The 18,088-nt window shown below is 35.6% G+C and carries 13 protein-coding genes and 1 tRNA gene; 8 read left to right on the forward strand and 6 right to left on the reverse strand.

All coding sequences use genetic code 11. The features are described from left to right. Positions 1-93 precede the first annotated feature (93 nt). Positions 94-585, forward strand: a complete 492-nt coding sequence (locus tag MTX13_RS02695) for a metallophosphoesterase family protein (protein WP_250432876.1) — start codon at positions 94-96, stop codon at positions 583-585. Positions 586-629: 44 nt separating this feature from the next. Here the strand turns inward: MTX13_RS02695 and MTX13_RS02700 are convergent, their stop codons facing one another. Both MTX13_RS02700 and MTX13_RS02705 read right to left on the reverse strand, forming a co-directional pair. Further along, positions 630-1,130 (reverse strand): hypothetical protein, encoded by a 501-nt coding sequence (locus MTX13_RS02700; protein WP_250432877.1) that lies wholly within the window; start codon positions 1,128-1,130, stop codon positions 630-632. 130 nt (positions 1,131-1,260) lie between these two features. Further along, positions 1,261-1,671, reverse strand: a complete 411-nt coding sequence (locus tag MTX13_RS02705) for a DUF4293 domain-containing protein (protein ID WP_250432878.1) — start codon at positions 1,669-1,671, stop codon at positions 1,261-1,263. A gap of 200 nt (positions 1,672-1,871) precedes the next feature. Here MTX13_RS02705 and rho point away from each other — a divergent pair, with 200 nt between their 5' ends. Continuing rightward, positions 1,872-3,491: a transcription termination factor Rho gene (rho, locus tag MTX13_RS02710; protein ID WP_250432879.1), complete on the forward strand. Its 1,620-nt coding sequence runs from the start codon at positions 1,872-1,874 to the stop codon at positions 3,489-3,491. A 140-nt stretch (positions 3,492-3,631) separates the two neighbouring features. On the opposite strand, the gene rpsT is transcribed toward rho, so the two are convergent. From rpsT to proS, 3 genes are all read right to left on the reverse strand, one after another. Beyond that, a complete protein-coding gene (rpsT, locus tag MTX13_RS02715) occupies positions 3,632-3,883 on the reverse strand; it encodes a 30S ribosomal protein S20 (protein WP_223033064.1) in 252 nt (83 codons plus the stop codon). Positions 3,884-3,908: 25 nt separating this feature from the next. Next, positions 3,909-3,980: transfer RNA gene (locus MTX13_RS02720), tRNA-Glu, on the reverse strand. Between the two features lie 148 nt (positions 3,981-4,128). Then, positions 4,129-5,607, reverse strand: coding sequence for a proline--tRNA ligase (gene proS / locus MTX13_RS02725; RefSeq protein WP_250432880.1), 1,479 nt, complete (start codon positions 5,605-5,607; stop codon positions 4,129-4,131). A 100-nt stretch (positions 5,608-5,707) separates the two neighbouring features. Between proS and MTX13_RS02730 the strand changes: the two genes are divergently transcribed. Both MTX13_RS02730 and MTX13_RS02735 read left to right on the forward strand, forming a co-directional pair. After that, positions 5,708-6,724: a hypothetical protein gene (locus MTX13_RS02730; protein WP_250432881.1), complete on the forward strand. Its 1,017-nt coding sequence runs from the start codon at positions 5,708-5,710 to the stop codon at positions 6,722-6,724. Between the two features lie 29 nt (positions 6,725-6,753). After that, positions 6,754-8,277, forward strand: coding sequence for an OmpP1/FadL family transporter (locus MTX13_RS02735; protein ID WP_250432882.1), 1,524 nt, complete (start codon positions 6,754-6,756; stop codon positions 8,275-8,277). Positions 8,278-8,371: 94 nt separating this feature from the next. Here the strand turns inward: MTX13_RS02735 and MTX13_RS02740 are convergent, their stop codons facing one another. Further along, a complete protein-coding gene (locus MTX13_RS02740; protein ID WP_250432883.1) occupies positions 8,372-14,341 on the reverse strand; it encodes a T9SS type B sorting domain-containing protein in 5,970 nt (1,989 codons plus the stop codon). A gap of 203 nt (positions 14,342-14,544) precedes the next feature. Here MTX13_RS02740 and folE point away from each other — a divergent pair, with 203 nt between their 5' ends. The 4 genes from folE to lgt all read left to right on the forward strand — a co-directional run bounded on the left by folE (position 14,545) and on the right by lgt (position 18,086). Next, positions 14,545-15,222, forward strand: a complete 678-nt coding sequence (folE, locus tag MTX13_RS02745) for a GTP cyclohydrolase I FolE (RefSeq protein ID WP_250432884.1) — start codon at positions 14,545-14,547, stop codon at positions 15,220-15,222. A gap of 22 nt (positions 15,223-15,244) precedes the next feature. After that, positions 15,245-16,726: a cysteine--tRNA ligase gene (gene cysS / locus MTX13_RS02750; protein WP_250432885.1), complete on the forward strand. Its 1,482-nt coding sequence runs from the start codon at positions 15,245-15,247 to the stop codon at positions 16,724-16,726. A gap of 2 nt (positions 16,727-16,728) precedes the next feature. Then, positions 16,729-16,965, forward strand: coding sequence for a membrane protein insertion efficiency factor YidD (gene yidD / locus MTX13_RS02755; RefSeq protein WP_250432886.1), 237 nt, complete (start codon positions 16,729-16,731; stop codon positions 16,963-16,965). Between the two features lie 194 nt (positions 16,966-17,159). Beyond that, a complete protein-coding gene (lgt, locus tag MTX13_RS02760; protein WP_250432887.1) occupies positions 17,160-18,086 on the forward strand; it encodes a prolipoprotein diacylglyceryl transferase in 927 nt (308 codons plus the stop codon). Positions 18,087-18,088: the final 2 nt, after the last annotated feature.

The raw sequence follows: 18,088 nt of genomic DNA on the forward strand, positions 1-18,088 counted from the left end.
ATTTTTGTGAGAGGCAAAGATAAAACTTTATCCAACTTTAAATTTCAATAAAACGTTAATATAACTAGATTCCGCATTCAACAGGAAACTAACATGAAAAAAATCCTTTTACTTTCTGATACCCACAGCTACATAGATGATGCTATTTTCAAACATGTAAATCAAGCTGACGAAGTTTGGCATGCTGGCGATATTGGTAATTTAAAAGTAACAGACAGTATTAAAAACTTAAAACCATTACGGGCTGTTTATGGTAATATTGATGATGAAAAAGCACGTTTGGAATTTCCATTAGACAACAGATTTATGTGCGAAGGTGTTGATGTCTGGATAACCCACATAGGCGGTTATCCCGATAAGTATAATGCACGCATTCGCGAAAAAATTGAAGAAAATCCACCCCAATTGTTTATTTCAGGGCACTCGCATATACTAAAAGTCATGCCTGATAAAAAATTGAATTTATTGCACATGAACCCTGGAGCGGTTGGCAAACATGGTTTTCATAAAGTACGCACTATGTTGCGCTTCACCATTGATGGCAGAAAGATTGAAAATTTGGAAGTGATAGAGCTTAAGAAATAAAAAAGCCCAAGATCTTCACCTTGGGCTTTTTATTTAAGTTTATATTATGGTTCAGTATCTATTATAACAGATTCCGTTTTTGTACATTTTTTACTGGTATCTTCAGGGCATCCTGAACATGTACATTCGTTACCATTTACCTCTAAATGACAACCATTTGGGCAACCCGTACAGGTACACTGCTTTTGTCCTACTTTGTATACATTATTATCTTCCACAGACAAAAAGGCTCCTGTCTCAATTGTACCATCTTTACTCGTAGTCTTTAAAAAATACAATTTATTATTATTTTCATCATAAGTTTCAATAATCTCAAACGTATTCAATTCAACAAAAAAACCTTCTTCTTTCATTTGCTCTTCCCAATTAGTTTTTAAGGTAGATGTCGAAATTAGTTTCCCTTCTGTATTTACTAAGTTAACGTTTGAAATTTCCTCTATCGTTAAGGATTCTTGACCTACAACAAAATCAGAATCATCTTTGTTGCATGAAATAAAAATAAAAGAGGAAAGAATAAAAGTTAAAAGCAAATTGATTTTTTTCATAATAGTATATTTTAGATTAAGTTTATATACTTCAATAATAATAATAATAATAATCAGCAAACTTTTCTTACAAAAAAAAGCCCAAGATCTTCACCTTGGGCTCACGCACTAATATACTAAGATAATAGGTTTATCGTAATCGATCTACAGATTTTACGAGATCTTCATCCTTTTTAATGGCTTTATTGGCCAAGGCCAAAAACACGATAGAAACGATAGGAAGAAAAATCCCAATACCTTTCTCTGAAACTACTGTTTCTCCAGATAAATTTAGAGATTGATACACAAATACTCCTAGTAAAATAAAGTTTAATATGATGTTTAGTCGTCCCAACACAAATTGCGACTTCCTGTTTTTATACCTTGATATTGATAAAATTGAAAAAAATGCTGAAACTAAAAAAATAGCAAACACATAATTTACGTCATTCGCATAAACCTTTACACCTTCTGGGTTGGTCCATAATTCAAACACATAAATTAATCCTGCTGAAACTACAGCAGCCATAAATAAGTATACCGTTTGAATTCTTTGAAGCATTACATTTTTAATTTATCGAGCACAAAAATAATAGTTTCTTTTTTAAAATTAGCCGAAAAAAATAAAAATAAAGTTGTATAATTGCAGTAATAATTTGCAACTGCCACAGTTGTAAGTTGTTAATTCTTCAAGATAAGATCAATTTTTCTTCGGAATAATTCAACTTAAAATAATTAATCAAAACATTCAATTCAACATCAATGTTTGAAATAGCACAATTAAAAGAAATGAAGCTTCCTGAACTACAGGAAATTGCTAAAAAACTGAACGTTTCCAAATATCGTTCCTTAAAAAAATTAGATTTAGTATATCAAATCCTAGATCATCAAGCAGCCAATCCTAAAGCTGTAAAAGAAGTTGTATCAGCCGAAAAATCTTCTGATAATTCAAGTGATAACACCAACAAAAAGCCTGCTCAAAAACGCCCGAGACAACGAATTCAAAAACAAAAACAGGATAGCAGCTCAAGTACAGACAATAAGCCTGAAGTTAAAGAAACAACAACACAAGATAAGGGTCAGCAAAAAGCACCTCAGCATACCAATCAAAAAAAGGATGCTGACAATACCAATACTAAAGACGATAAGAAAAAAGACAATAATCAAAATCGTCAAAAACGCGATAACACCAAGAATAAAAACAATTCGCAAGGTAACAATGGCAATAAAGACAACAGAAATCGCTATCGCGAACCTGATTTTGAATTTGATGCCATTATTGAAAGTGAAGGTGTATTAGACATCATGCAGGATGGCTATGGGTTTTTAAGATCTTCTGATTATAATTATCTGTCTTCACCTGATGATATTTATGTTTCACAATCGCAAATCCGTTTATTTGGTTTGAAAACCGGTGATACAGTTTTAGGTCATGTAAGACCACCTAAAGAGGGTGAAAAATATTTTCCTTTAATAAAGGTGAGTAAAATAAATGGTCAGAAACCAGAAGTTGTTAGAGATCGGGTTTCCTTTGAGCATCTTACTCCTTTGTTTCCAAAAGAAAAATTCAACATAGCTGAACGCCAAAGTACTATATCTACCCGTATTATGGACTTGTTCTCGCCAATTGGAAAAGGGCAACGCGGTATGATTGTTTCGCAACCTAAAACAGGTAAAACCATGTTACTTAAGGATGTGGCTAATGCTATAGCAGCAAACCACCCTGAAGTTTATCAAATGATTTTATTAATTGATGAGCGTCCAGAAGAAGTAACAGATATGCAGCGTAATGTGCGAGGTGAAGTTATTGCTTCAACTTTTGATAAAGAAGCACACGAGCATGTGAAAATTGCCAATATTGTTTTAGAAAAAGCAAAACGATTGGTTGAATGTGGCCATGATGTAGTCATTTTATTAGATTCAATTACTCGTTTGGCAAGAGCTTACAATACCGTTCAACCCGCCTCTGGAAAAATATTATCTGGTGGCGTAGATGCCAATGCCCTACACAAACCAAAACGTTTCTTTGGTGCTGCACGAAATATTGAAAACGGAGGTTCGTTAACCATAATTGCTACTGCATTGACGGAAACTGGCTCTAAAATGGATGAGGTAATTTTTGAAGAGTTTAAAGGAACCGGTAATATGGAATTACAATTGGATCGTAAGATTTCTAATCGTAGAATTTTCCCAGCTATAGATTTAACTTCATCTAGTACACGTCGTGATGATTTATTGCTAGATGACAATACCATTCAACGTATGTGGGTTATGCGTAAGTATTTAGCCGACATGAACCCTGTTGAAGCCATGGAATTTATTAATGAACGTTTTAAACAAACTAGAAACAATGAAGAGTTTTTAATCTCTATGAATGGATAAAACTTTTGATTATTATACAAAAGAAAGCCTTGAGTAAAATCAAGGCTTTTTTTTGTTTACATTAGCAAACACTTATCTATACAAACAAAAAAAGCTTCTCAAATATGAGAAGCTTACTTATATTTTTTTAGTTATACTTATTAAAGTGCAGCGACATGCTTTGCTAAACCAGATTTAAGGTTAGCTGCTTTGTTATTATGAATAATATTTTTCTTCGCTAATTTATCAATCATAGAAGATACAGAAACCAATAATTCTTCAGCTTCCTTCTTATTCGTAGTATCACGCAATTTTTTAATTGCATTACGAGTAGTCTTGTGCTTATATCTATTTCTTAAGCGCTTTGCTTCGTTACTTCTAATTCTCTTTAACGCTGACTTATGATTTGCCATTTGTTTCTTTTCTTATTAAAAATTGTAGCCCGTAGGGGAATCGAACCCCTCTTACCAGGATGAAAACCTGGCGTCCTAGCCGATAGACGAACGGGCCATTTGGTTTTGAGTGCGCAAATATAAATTTAAAAATCTAAACTTGCAATACTTTTCAAATAACTCTCAATGTTTCCATTGCGGATGCAAAAATACAACTATTTTTAAATGTTGCAACAACTAAATCATCTTTTTTGAAAAAAAATTAATTAGTAGGCCTTCGCAAACAATACTCTACGTTTTGAAGGCTGTCCAGAATACACACAAACTCCAGGTTCAACCTTATCATCTAAAGGAATACATCTTATAGTAGCTTTAGTTTCTTCTTTTATTTTAGATTCTGTCTCTTCAGTTCCATCCCAATGCGCTGAAACAAAACCACCTTTTTCTTCAATGACATGCTTAAAATCTTCATAAGAATCAACTTCTGTGATGTGTGAATCTCTAAAATCTAATGCCTTTTTATATAACGAGCCTTGAATTTCATCCATTAAATCTACAACTTTTGTTGTTAGATTATCTATAGCGACAATTTCTTTTGACAATGTATCTCTACGCGCTAATTCAACTGTTCCGTTTTCCAAATCTTTTGGGCCAATGGCAATTCTTAAAGGTACACCTTGCAATTCATGTTGTGCAAATTTAGCTCCAGGTCGCAACGTATCACGATCATCAAATTTTATCGTAATACCTTTAGATCGTAATTCATCAATAATAACATCGGCAAGTTTAGATATCTCATTCAATTGTTCCTCGTTTTTGTAAATTGGTACAATTACTACTTGATTGGGTGCTAAATTTGGTGGTAAGACCAATCCGTGATCGTCACTATGAGTCATTATTAGGGCTCCCATTAGCCGTGTAGAAACACCCCAAGATGTAGCCCAAACGTAGTCTTGCTTACCTTCTTTATTGGCAAACTTCACATCAAACGCTTTTGCAAAATTTTGACCTAAAAAATGTGATGTTCCTGCCTGTAGAGCTTTACCATCTTGCATTAAGGCCTCAATACAATATGTTTCTACTGCTCCTGCAAAACGCTCACTATCAGATTTTATACCTTTAATTACTGGAATTGCCATGAAATTCTCAACAAAAGTAGCGTATACATTGTTCATTAATTCAGCTTCTTTTATAGCTTCCTTTTCTGTGGCATGAGCCGTATGCCCTTCCTGCCATAAAAATTCTGCAGTTCTCAAAAATAAACGTGTGCGCATTTCCCAACGCACCACATTTGCCCATTGGTTAACCAGGATAGGTAAATCTCTATAAGATTGTATCCAGCCTTTATAAGTATTCCAAATAATTGCCTCACTTGTTGGTCTTACTACTAACTCTTCTTCGAGTCTAGCCTCTGGATCCACACGCAATTTACCTGCATTATCAGGATCATTTTGTAATCTATAATGTGTAACAACTGCACACTCTTTAGCAAATCCTTCAGCATTTTTCTCTTCAGCTTCAAACAAGCTTTTTGGTACAAAAAGCGGAAAATAGGCGTTTTGATGTCCTGTCTCCTTAAACATTCTATCCAATTCTGCTTGAATTTTCTCCCAAATTGCAAAGCCATAAGGCTTAATTACCATACATCCTCTAACAGCTGAATTCTCGGCCAAGTCAGCCTTTACAACTAATTCGTTATACCATTTAGAATAATCCTCTTCCCTACTTGTAAGTTTTTTGCTCATATACAGACTTTTGGCACAAAAATTGTGACTATGTTAAATAAAAAAATAGTTCAGCAAAACTAACTATTTTTGTTATGTTCAACAATTAAATATAGAAGATATGCAATTTAAAAACTACCCAAGCATAAAATTTGTGCCATTTACATTAATTAGTGCATTGCTTATCTTAACTTCATGTGGATCCAGTCAGCAAGTTGTTCAAGATAGCGATGGAATTTACGGATCCTCAGGTAACGATGTGACCTATGTAGATGTTGAACAAGCACCTTCAGAACAATATAATCCTAATAGTACATTTTACAAGAACTATTTTAACGAGAAAGCTTCAGAATATGATATTTACACCGAAGATGAAGTCTTTACAGATGTTGATGAATATGAAGGTGATTATGCTGAAGAAAACGATTCACTTCAAGTTGATTACAATAATTATGCTGGTTGGGGACAAGAAACAAGTAGCGTTTCCATAAATGTATACAGTGGTTTTGGGCTTGGCTATGCTGGATACTGGAACAACTATTGGGGTTGGAATGCTGGTTGGGGCTGGGGCTATCCAGGTTGGGCTTGGGGTCCAGGTTGGGGCTACCCAGGCTACGGTTGGGGATATTACCCACCTTATTATGGATGTTATTATCCTACACCATACTATTCTAATGGATACCGCTATTCATATGTAAATGGAAGAAGAGGTGTGTCGTCTTACAGAAATGGATATTCGCGTACAGCCTACAATAATAATTACTTAAATACCAGAGGCAGATCGCGCTATTTAAATACAACTACTAGACGCTATACAACTTCTGGAAGAACTAGAATAAATTCTGAAGGAAGACCAAATAATTCGTTAACAAATTCAAATTCTACCGTAAAGCCTAGAAGTGGTAGAACAAGAACAAACACAAATTCTACCTCAAGACCTAGATCTAATTATAATGGAACAACTTCCAGGCCAAGGTCTAACTCGTCAACTAGACCACGATCACAGTACAATTCATCACCCAGACCGAGATCTTCAGCTCCAAGCAGAAGTTATAGTTCACCAAGACCCAGTAGTGGTGGCGGAGGTTTTTCTCGAGGTGGAGGTGGCTCTAGCCGTGGCGGTAGAGGCGGTATTTAATCTGTAGTTAAATCAAGTAAAAAATTGTTATGAAAAAATTAATGATTCCAATCATTAGCGCATTGTGCTTGTCTTCAACCTACGCTCAAGACATAACAGATGCCTTGCGTTATTCTCAAGATGAAATTAAAGGAACTGCTCGTTTTAGAGCGTTAAGCGGCGCTTTTGGTGCTTTAGGAGGAGATATGAGTGCTGTTAGTATAAACCCTGCAGGTTCGGCTGTTTTTTCTTCAAGTCATATTTCTATGTCTTTATCGAATAAACATGTTAAAAATGAAACCCAATATTTTAATGGCTATTCTGGAAATTCATTTTCAAATATTGATTTAGGACAATCTGGAGCTGCTTTTGTTTTTAATAATAGAAACCAAAATTCGAAATGGAACAAATTCACTATAGGAGTTTCCTACGAACAAATTCAAGATTTTGATAATGATTGGTATGCTTATGGCGTAAACCCAATCAATTCTATTGATAGTTATTTTTTAGAATACGCCAATGGCTTAAGACTAGATGAAATATCGGCTTTACCAGGCGAAACGTATTCTCAAGCCTACTCTGAAATAGGCAGTTTGTATGGCTACGGAAATCAGCAAGCTTTTTTAGGTTATGAATCCTATATATTAGAACCTGATGATTTTAATGACGACAATACTATATACACCTCAAATATTAGTGGAGGAAATTACAACCATAATTATAATTACAGTTCTTCGGGTTACAATGGAAAATTCACTTTTAATGCCGCTGCAGAATATAATAACCGCTTATATATAGGTCTGAATTTGAATTCCCACTTTATTAACTATAGTAGTTACACATATTTAACTGAAACAAATAATAATCAAGGATCCATTGTTAGCCAAGTAAATTTTGGCAATAGTCTTTATACAATAGGTTCTGGGTTTTCATTTCAATTAGGAACCATAGTAAAAGTAACCAATGGTTTACGAGCTGGGGTTACTTACAACTCTCCTACTTGGATGAACATTTCTGACGAAACCACACAATATATTAGGACAGTCAGGGATGACAATGGTTCAAATGTTTCACAAGTCATAGATCCATTAATCGTCAATATTTATCCTACTTACAGGTTACAAACACCTGGAAAAATTACAGGTAGCTTGGCTTATGTATTTGGAAATTATGGCCTAATTAGTTTTGATTACTCTGTAAAAGATTACGGCAATACTAAATTCAAACCTAAATCTGATCTTTATTTTTCTGAACAAAACAACATTATTAATAATAATTTAAGAGCTGCTTCAATTTATAGAGTTGGAGCAGAAATAAAACTAAACCGTTTAAGTTTAAGAGGAGGCTATCGTTTTGAAGAAAGTCCATATAAAAATGAAATTGCTGTTGGAGATTTAAATTCTTGGTCTACAGGTTTAGGTTATAATTTTAACAATATTGTAAAACTAGATTTATCTTTTGATCAGTCTAAACGTGAAAGCAATCCTCAACTATATAATGTTGGCTTGGTTGATCGTGCTAATTTGGATACAACAATCTCAAATTTCACAATGACTGTTGTTTTCAATCTTTAGTTAATATAAATAATTACATAAAAAAAGCTTGAGCTACTAGCTCAAGCTTTTTTTATTGTCATCAAGCCAATTTGCTTGGTGTTTCCTTATTTACTTATCGTTTTAAAGTAAAATGAGCTTTGAATTCTTTCATGGCTTCATCATCTGGCGATTCTTTATATACAACTGTAAACCAATAATCACTAGTAGGTAATGGATATCCATTTAAAGTCCCATCCCAACCGGGACTTGTCGGACTTAATTGTTTTAATAGCTTACCATATCTATCAAATATATTGATAACGGCATCTGGATTGATACCGGAAATTTGCCATAAGTCATTATCTCCATCGTTATTTGGCGTAAAGAAAAGCGGGTAATCTATAACAAACACAGTATCACTTGCTATACCACAACCATTAATATCTCTAACCTGAATTTCATGTTCACCATATAATACATTAGTAAAAGTATATGTATTATCGTTTGGCTCATTACTCACCCAAGGGCCATTATCAATACTGAACTCAAAAATCGCAGACGCTTCACCTGTTGCCGTAACAGAAATTACATTATTATCTGCAAATGCTTCAGTAACAACTTCTGCATTAACAACTGGAGGGGAACTTTCTTCTACTACCACTGGTATAATATTAAAGCATCCTGTAGTAATATTGATTATCTCTACAGTATGAGTTCCTGCTTGTGTAGCCGTGTAACTTGAATCTATACTCACAATCGTTCCATTTGGGTCTACCCATTCAAAAGTGTATTCAGCAGGATTTAAACCTGTGTCAATAGTTGGAGGTCCAACAACTTCAGTTCCATTTGTGTTTATACATATAACATATTGATCATCTGGAATAAATACAGGAAGTGGATTAACTATTAAATCAAACGTAATAATAGTATAGCAACCTGTCCCATCGTCATTAGGATCTGCAGGGTCTCCCGTATTAGTTACTCGAACATAAATAGTTTGAGGGGTAGAAATATTAGTATAATTTGTTGGTGTAGCTATTTCATTATCTCCAGATTCTGCATCAGCAAATGATTCATAATAAGTAACTGACTCATCAAAATCATTAAGCATCAACCCTTCATTTTGGGTCAAATCAAACTCTTCCTGTAAATTACCAGGGTCATTATCATCACATTCTATTAAATCTGGCAATACATCATTAGGTGTCGGCAATGTGTTAACCACTAACGTTAATGTTGTAAGTGCATAGCAACTACTTCCACTGGTAGTTTCAGTCACAGTTACAAAAAGTGTTTGTGGGTTATGAGGCAAACCTCCTACTGAAGTATTATCATAAGCTGTATAATCTGCAATTGGATTATTAGGAATATCCATCATTGTTTCATAATAGTCAACCACTAGTGAAGCATTCCCCCCTGTTAAAGCATCATTTTGTGTTGTTAAATCAAATGTTGCAAAGCCATCATTATCATTTGAATCATCACAAATTTCATAAATACTGTCTTGAGCATCTACTGGAATTACAGGCAATGGATTTACAACTAAATCGAATTGACCTACTGTAACACATCCATTGGTACCTTCTAAACGAACATATATTGTTGTGTTTCCGGATACGTAGTCTGACAATTGAGGTTCAACTATTGGATTCATTCCAGGAACAGCTTCAGCATCGGCTAAAGTTTCATGATAAGTAAGTGTGAAATCAGCTGGGTTTTGAGTACCATAAATAGTATCATTCATAGTGTTCAAGTTAAATGATACAATACCATCGTCATCGTCATCACACAAAGCATAAGGATCAATATTTGATGGAACGTCTGGTGATGGTTCAACAATAAGCATTAATTCAACTACTGTTGGACAATCAGCTCCAGTACCAAAACTTACTCTTATATAAATAATCTGTCCAGCAACATTAGAAAGTGTATCACCTTGAGGGTTTACATTATCTAAAGCATTTTGTTGAGTTAAATGGAAAGACACAATTAAAGTTGGATCTACAGCCAAAATTTCATCTCTAGCACTAGACAAATCAAAAGTAGCAAGACCATCATTATCAACATCACATTCTTGTAATGGAGTTGGAGTAGCCACTGAAGGTCCGTTTGTAACTTCTAAAATTAAAGTTGTAGTATCGTAACACCCTGTAATATTATCCTCAACTCTAACATAAAGGGTTTCACCATCTGTTCCTACATAAGCTGTATCTGAAGGCATTACTTGTGGTGTTCCCATTTGAGCAGCTACTAATGAGTTATAATAGGTTACGCTATAATTTGAATTACTTCCAGAAATTTCGTCATTTTTAACAGTTAAGTCCATTTCAACCATTCCATCTGGAGTAGCATCGTCACAAACCACAAGCGGTGTAGGATTCACAACAGTTGGTAATGGGTGTACATTTAATGTTGTTGTTGATGTATTCGGACAAGTCCCATTTGTTGTATACTCAATAGTATAAGTAGCTCCAGGAGTTCCGCCAGTAACTTCTCCTGTTGCAACATCAATTACAGCGCTATCTGGGGGTACTGGGTTAAAAGCAAAGGTTCCACCTGGTAAACCAGTGACAGTTGCTGTACCTCCATCACAAGTTGGAGACACAGTAAACGACGCATCATCAATTGCAATAACTGTAATATCTTCTGTGCTTGTAGCAGGACATGCTCCAACTGTTGTATATTCTATGGTGTAAGTTGTTCCAGAAGTTCCATTAGTAACTTCTCCAGTTGCCACATCAATTACAGCACCATCCGTCGGCACTGGATTAAATGCAAATGATCCGCCAGTATTCCCTATAATTGTTACAGTTCCACCGTCACATGTTGGCGAAGTTGTAAAACTAGCATCATCTGCTGGTAAAACAGTTACATTTTGAAAACTAGATTCTGGACAAGGCCCACTAGTAGTATATTGAACAGTATAAGTAGCACCTGGTGTCCCACCTGTTACTTCTCCTGTATTTGAATCTATAGTAGCACCATCTGTTGGTACTGGATTAAAAACAAAAGTACCACCCGAATCGCCAACAATGGTCATTGTCCCACCATCACAGTTTTCTAAAACAGTAAATGCGGGATCCTCTTGTGAATATACTGTTACATCTTCTGTACTACTTGCTCCACAAGAACCAAAAATAGTATACTCAATGGTATAGGTAGCTCCTGAAGTCCCATTAGTAACTTCACCAGTTACTGGATCTATAGCTGCTGTATCTGTTGGCACTGGATTAAACGTAAATGTTCCACCAGTATCTCCAGTTATAGTTACAGTTCCTCCGTCACAAGTTGGCGTCGTAGTAAATGTAGGATTTGCAGTAGTTAAAACTGTTACATCTTGTGTTGAGGAAGCAGGACAAACACCTGTTGTTGTATATTCAATAGTATAAGTTGTTCCTGATGTTCCACCAGTAACAGTTCCTGTTGAAGTATCAATAGAAGCCCCATCAGTTGGCACTGGGTTAAATGCGAAGGTTCCGCCAACTGTACCAGTAATAGTTACGGTTCCGCCATCACATGTTGGCGAAGTTGTAAAACTAGCATCATCATTAGGCAATACGGTTATATCTTGAGTAGAACTTGCACCACACGAACCAGATATAGTATATTCTATAGTATAGGTTGTACCTGGAACGCCATTGGTAACAACTCCTGTTGCTGCATCTATTGTTGCCCCATCGGTAGGCACGGGATTAAAAGTAAAAGTTCCACCTGTGTCTCCTGTTATTGTAACTGTTCCGCCATCACAAGTATCTGTTGTAGTGAATGCTGGATTAGCAGTTGCTAACACCGTTACGTCTTCTGTACTACTCGATCCACATGCACCAGAAATAGTATACTCAATGGTATAAGTTGCTCCAGATGTTCCTCCTGTAACCTCACCAGTCGCTGGGTCAATTACAGCACCGTCCGTAGGCACTGGATTAAAAGCAAAAGTTCCACCAGTATCTCCAGTTATAGTGACAGTTCCTCCGTCACATGTTGGTGTGGTTGTAAAGGAAGGATCTGATGCAGTTAGTGCAGTAACATCTTCTGTACTTGTAGCTGGACAAGACCCCATTGTTGTGTATTCAATGGTATAAGTAGCTCCAGATGTTCCATTAGTAACTGTCCCTGTTGTTGCATCAATAACCGCACCATCTGTAGGCGCAGGGTTAAAGGTAAAAGTTCCTCCTGTTGTACCTGTAATAGTAACAGTACCACCATCACATGTTGGAGTCGTTGTAAAACTAGCATCATCTGCGGTTAATACGGTAACATCTTCAGAAGATGTTGCACTACAAGCTCCTGTTATTGTATATTCTAAAGTATACTGCGTTCCCGGAACACCGTTTGTAATTGTTCCAGTATTTGCATCAAGAGTTGCTCCATCTGTGGGTACAGGATTAAAAGTAAAAGTTCCGCCAGAAGTTCCTGTAATTGTTGCTGTAGCACCATCACAAGTAGGCGTTAAGGTAAATGTTGCACTTCCGGAGTTATTTACTGTAACAGTCTCTGATTGTGTTAACGCACCATTACATCCTGAATTAGGATTATAAACGTTCTCTAGGTTCAATGTTTGATCTGCCGTAATTCCTGGAATAGTAACCACAAAAACTCCAGTAGCATCTAATGTAACTTGCTGGGTTGCTCCTCCATTAACATTATAGTCTACAACATCACCTTCTGAACCTGTTATTGTAAACTCGGCATCTCCACCAGAGCAAACAGAATTATTACTTGTTAAAGTAATTACTGGTGTAGGTTGAACCACAACAGTAATAGGCCTAACCGCCACATATTCATCTCCTGTTATAGCGTCGGTATAAGTAAGTTGGGCAATATAAGTTGTTGTTGTATTCGGTGTAACCGTTAAATTTGTGGGATCAGTTCCTATTACTGCTCCTGTTTCATCTAACCATTCAAAATCATAGATTGGAGTACCGTTCGGATAAAATTGCCAAGCTTCAGGAATCGAAACATCCCAGACACCAGTATTTCTACCTGGTGGCGCAATGCCTTGAGTTCCAGCATCATTTTGTATACCTATAGCTGCACGGCCGCCAGCCCATGTTGAACAAACTGGTTTTTGAAAAATATAGGTTTCAATTACATTTGTAGACTCATAAAACAAAATCATTTGAGAAGTTCTCAATGTAGTACATCCAAATTGTGGAGGATTAAAAAAGCTAAATACAAACACACGGAAAGGCGCAGTACCTTTTACCCCAAATGTAATGTTGTATGTATTAGGATCAACTCCTCCTGCTCCTGGAAAAATATCATGAACGGCACCAAAGATATTTCCATCTCCCAATGCAGCATCAGTATTGTTAGGTATGGTTGCCCCAGCTGCAGGTGTCCAATAATGGAAGGTATTGGCATTGCTTAAATCAAAACTTACAGCTCCGTTAGTTGACAACACACAACTTTGATAATCATTTTGATAAAACTCAAAATCGAAAGCAAAGTTTAAAACACTACTCCAAATATCATCTACATTAAGATTGGTATCACCAGCAGTATCTCCAAAACTAAATGGTGGGTTAAATGGAATTGATCTCACGCCATATGTATTACTCTCTCCCACCTCGGTATATGTAGCTGACAGAGTGATTGGTGGAATAGTTCCTGTTGCTTGATCAATACAGCCGCCATTGGTAATACAAACATCTCCACTACAATTTATTGAACCTGCACTTGATGTTACATTCATATCAAAAGACCCGCTACCAGAACTTGTAGTGGATTCAAAAACTCTAATTTCTATAACAGCAGTATCACAATTAGTTGGGTTGGCATTTTCACAAATCTCATAAGTTATATAGTATAATCCAGGAGGGGTATTGGCCGCTATACCAACAAAACCAAATGCTGTATTCAATGTAGTAAAGCCCGTTGGGTCTGGCACTGTTTCAGTCATCGTAAAATTACCTATTGTTGCCACGGTAATAGGTGTGCCGTTAAATAAATCGTTAAAATAAATCCTATCTCCACTTGAATTAGACGGATTCGGGTTATTTGCCCTTCCAACCAAAACATCATCAATCGCGCTTAATTGCGCCCAAGAATTAGATATAACAAATGAGGAAAATAAAAGAAATAATACTGCTATCTTTTTCATAAACAAGAACTTTTAATATTTTTTTTCAGGGCTATATTACTAAAGGGTTAAAGGATTATTAATCCAATATTAATATGAGGCGTGAAAATTAAGAAAAATTTAGGAAAAACGCCTTAATTAATCGATGAAATTAATTGTTTGTTAATACAATGTGCAAAAAAACGGAATTGTGTATCTTTGCAGACTAATATATTTTCAATTTCATGAAATTTAATAATAACATTGAAGATTTGGACGCATTAGGAAATGACCACATAGGCACATCCTCTGACACACCTTTAAGAAAGGATGCATTTTCGTTGAGTACAGATGAGAAAATTGATATCATTAAAGACGATGTACGCCATATTATGGAGACGCTTGGACTAGACTTAAATGATGACAGCTTAAATGGAACACCTCATCGTGTTGCTAAAATGTTTGTAAAAGAATTATTTGGTGGTTTGGACCCAAAACGCAAACCTAATGCATCAACATTTGAGAATAAATACAAATACGGTGAAATGCTTGTTGAGAAAAACATTACAGTTTATTCCACTTGCGAACACCACTTGTTACCAATAGTAGGTAAAGCGCACGTGGCATATATTTCCCATGGAACAGTTGTTGGCCTTTCGAAAATGAACAGAATTGTTGACTATTATGCGAAAAGGCCACAGGTACAAGAGCGATTAACCATTCAAATTGTAAAAGAGCTTCAAGAAGTCTTACAGACCGAAGATGTTGCTTGCGTTATTGATGCGAAACACTTATGTGTAAATTCAAGAGGCATTAGAGATACTGAAAGTAGTACGGTAACTTCAGAATTTGGAGGTAAATTCAAAGAAAAGGAAACACGTCGCGAATTTTTAGACTACATCAAGTTAGACACTCAATTCTAATAAAATAGCATTTACTCATCTCATGCAATTATTTAAGCAGCAAGACATAAAAATATACAACACGTTAAGTGGTGAAAAAGAACATTTTAAACCATTAATCGATGGTTACGTTGGTATGTATGTTTGTGGCCCTACGGTTTATAGTAATGTGCATTTAGGTAATGTTAGAACATTTATGTCTTTTGACATGATATTCAGATATTTTAGACATTTAGGCTACAAAGTGCGTTATGTTCGAAATATTACGGATGCTGGACACCTTGAAGATGATGCCGATGTTGGAGAGGATAAAATCACAAAAAAAGCACGATTAGAATCTATAGAACCTATGGAAATCGTCCAGCGTTATACTGTTGATTTTCATAATGTATTACGAATACTTAATTTTCTTCCGCCAAGCATTGAGCCTACTGCAACAGGTCATATTATTGAGCAAATAGAACTTATTCAAACCATTATTGACAACGGTTTTGCCTATGTTATTAATGGCTCTGTTTATTTTGATGTTCACAAATATAATGAGTCTCATGAGTACGGCATTTTGAGCAAACGTAAGCTTGACGATTTAATTCATAATACACGTGCTTTAGATGGCCAAAGTGACAAAAAGAATCCACAAGATTTTGCCTTATGGAAAAAAGCAGAACCTAGTCATATTATGCGTTGGCCTTCACCTTGGAGTGATGGTTTTCCAGGTTGGCATTTGGAATGTACGGCCATGAGTACTAAATATTTAGGCGAGCAATTTGATATTCACGGTGGTGGAATGGACTTAAAATTCCCACATCATGAATGTGAGATTGCACAAAATCAAGCCGCTAAAAACCAATCACCAGTTAAATACTGGATGCATGCCAATATGCTAGAGCTAAATGGATCCAGAATGAGTAAATCAACTGGAAATTATATTAATCCTGCTGAATTATTCTCTGGCGACAATGATATTATGTCTAAAGGCTTTGCTCCTGGTGTTATTCGTTTTTTTATGATGCAAGCGGCTTACAGAAGTGTTTTAGATTTAACCAATGATGGCTTATTGGCCGCTGAAAAAGGTTATAACAGGTTAATAGATGCTATTAACTTATTAGAAAAACTAAAATCATCATCATCATCATCAATTAATGTTTCTGACTGGAAACAAAAATGTTACGATGCTATGAATGATGATTTCAATACGCCAATATTGATTGCCAATCTCTTTGAGGCCGTTAAATACATTAATCAAATAAAGGACGGAAAATCTACTATAACTCCTGAAGATTTAAAACTATTAAAAGAGACCATTAACACTTTTACTTTTGATATTTTAGGTCTGGAAAACACATCAAAAACCGAAAATAATTCTGATAAATTATCTGGCGCAGTTGAACTTTTAATTAAAATGCGTCAAGAAGCTCGAGCCAATAGAGATTTTGCTTTGTCAGATAAAATTAGAGACGAATTAGCTGCAGCAGGCATACAACTTAACGATAGTCGAGAAGGCACAACGTTTTCCATCAATTAATTATGAAAAAGATTTTAATTACACCTTTTCTATTTTTAATTAAAATCTATCAAACATTAATATCACCTCTTACACCAGCTAGTTGCAGGTTTCAGCCAACGTGTTCTCATTATTCTAAAGAAGCTTTATTGAAACACGGCTTGTGGAAAGGTGGAGGCTTGGCGCTAAAAAGGATTTTTAGTTGTCATCCTTGGGGGCGCAGCGGTTACGATCCTGTTCCTGAAAAGGATGACAACTAAAAATTTCCCACGCGCCTGCTCGCCCTATCTCTAAAAATGTACACTGTACATTTTCTTAACGTTCTGTCGCCTTGGGGATGCAGCGGTTACGATCCTGTTCCTGAAAAGCTTGATAAAAAATAACATATCATTATATTTCATTGCTTTCGTTTCCGTTTTCAATTGTATATATTTACTTCGCTAAATAATAATCTATGTATTTATTAAAATTCGATTGGAACCCTATTACTGGTATTGATATTGCCGGTAATTTTAAATTACATTTTTACAGTGTTATGTGGATAGTTGCCTTCCTTTTAGGTTGGTATATTATGAAACGTATTTTCACAAGAGAAAAGATAAATTTAGATTATTTAGATCCGTTATTTATTTATACCGTTTTGGCCACAATGCTGGGAGCAAGACTTGGACATGTTCTATTTTATCAATCGGAGTTAATATCTCAAGATTTTTTTAGCATCTTCCTGCCTTTTAGGTTCAATCCAGAATTTGAGTTTACTGGATTTCAAGGATTGGCAAGCCATGGTGCTGCCATAGGAATTATAATCGGAATGTATTTATACCGAAGAAAATATAAGTACAAATCGCTGATGTGGATATTAGATCGTGTTGTGATTCCAGTAGCTTCTGGTGCTATTTTTATTAGAATTGGAAATTTTATTAATTCTGAAATCATTGGAAAGGTAACCGATTCGGCTTTTGGCGTCCGCTTTATTCAGGATTTTTATGGCAAGCGTCAAATTGTGGCAGAAACAGGTATACAGGATTATAAAGATGCCTATGCAGCTGTTACCAAGAACCCACAATTTCAGAATTTGCTCGACGCTGTTCCGTATAGACATCCTGCACAATTGTACGAATCTTTCTGCTATATTTTTGTCTTTCTAATTTTATGGTATATATACACTAAAACACAGAAAAGCGAGCAAACCGGATTTTTATTTGGAGCCTTTTTAGTGATGCTATGGACTATACGATTTTTTGTAGAGTTCGTAAAAGAGCCTCAAGGCGAAGAATATATTACTATGATGGGATTAAACACCGGACAAATGTTGAGTATTCCATTTATAATCATAGGACTCTACTTTATGTTTATTTACAAACCTAAAACCAAGTCATAATT

The organism is Hanstruepera flava (assembly GCF_023634025.1).
In the GTDB taxonomy this organism is placed as follows: Bacteria; Bacteroidota; Bacteroidia; order Flavobacteriales; family Flavobacteriaceae; genus Hanstruepera; species Hanstruepera flava.